At 49.2% G+C, this 1,372-nt stretch carries 1 protein-coding gene; it reads right to left on the reverse strand.

Annotation, left to right across the window (positions count from 1 at the left end):
* Window positions 1-1,372: hemagglutinin repeat-containing protein (locus tag ACTHUR_RS11165; RefSeq protein WP_440398616.1), on the reverse strand; the 1,372-nt coding region annotated here is incomplete at both ends.

The raw sequence follows: 1,372 nt of genomic DNA on the forward strand, positions 1-1,372 counted from the left end.
CATCAACGTTTGAACCGTCTTTGGTGTATGCGCCGACAGTCAAAGATGCGCCGCCTTGTTTGCTGCTGCTGTTGCTGGTGTTGTGGGCGGCAGTGTTGTGGTATGAACCTGCATCAATGTTGATTGCACCGGTTACATCGTATTTTGTACCTTCATCAGACACTTTGTCATTTGCCAAAACGATGGCATTGCCTGCGTTGATGGTGGTTACGGTTGCAGTGGATTCATTGTGGGTCGAAGAGTTGCCTTGACCTTGTGCAGTGATTTCACCGCCGATGCCTTTGTTGGTGCTGATGCCAACAGAAACGACCAAACCGCCGCCGTTTTGTTTCACATCGGATTTTGCACCGCTGTGTGCCGCTGCATGGGTAACGTTTTTGGCAGATTCAACCACATTGCCGGTCGCGTTAATCACGGTACCTTCTTGATTAATATTGCCGTTTGCAGTGATGGTAGCGTTGCCGCCGGTGTTGATGTTGGATACATGGGATGTATTCGTTACGGTAGTTGCATCTGTTTTGGTGCTGGTAATGCCGACAGATACGCCGACGCCTGCAACGTTATTTTTTTCGTATGCAGTAGCAGATACGCCCAAATCGGTTACGCGGCCGGATTCGGTCACAGTGCTGCTGCCTTTGGATGCAACAACATTGACGTCATTGGCTGCGGAAATGTTGACAGATTCTTCGCCGTTGACTTGGCTGCCGCTGACGGTAACGTTTGAGTTGGAAGACAACTGGGTGTTTTTACCGGTCAAAATGCTGCCGTTCAGGCCGACAGAATGGGTGTCGGTGTGGGTATCGGTAAATTTGATACCGGCTTTGGCAGTCACGCTGCCGTTTTCTTTATTGGTTTCGATACCAGAGTAGCCTTTGATGGAATACTCGTTGACCTGCTTGTTTTCTACTGCTTTGGCTGCATCAATGGTCAAATCGCCTGCGGAAGACAGTTGCAGTTTTTGTGCCGCAAACAATGCAGAACCGATCACATTGATGTCTTTGTTGGAAACAACGGTCAGGTCGGCATTGGAAACCAGGGTAGAACCGGTTACTTTTTCAATGCTGCTGTTGCTGCTGGTTTTAGAGGTAGTGATATTGAAAATCGTACCTTTACGCGCGCTTTGTGCGGAAGTATCGGTGCTGGTGGCGTTTTTAATATCAACATTGCCTGCTTTGGAGCTGACGAATGTACCGGCTTGGCCTTCAACGGTACTGCCGTAAACGTTGACGCCGTTTTTTGCACCCAAGACTACGTTTGAGTTGGCAGTAATGCTGCTGCCGTGCAGGTTTTCTGTACGGTTGTTTTGAACTTGGCTTTCACCGCCGAACAGGCCGCCCCAGTATTTTTTCTGGTCATCGAGGCTGTTGGTATT

The sequence above is a fragment of the Neisseria sp. P0021.S007 genome (assembly GCF_051956855.1).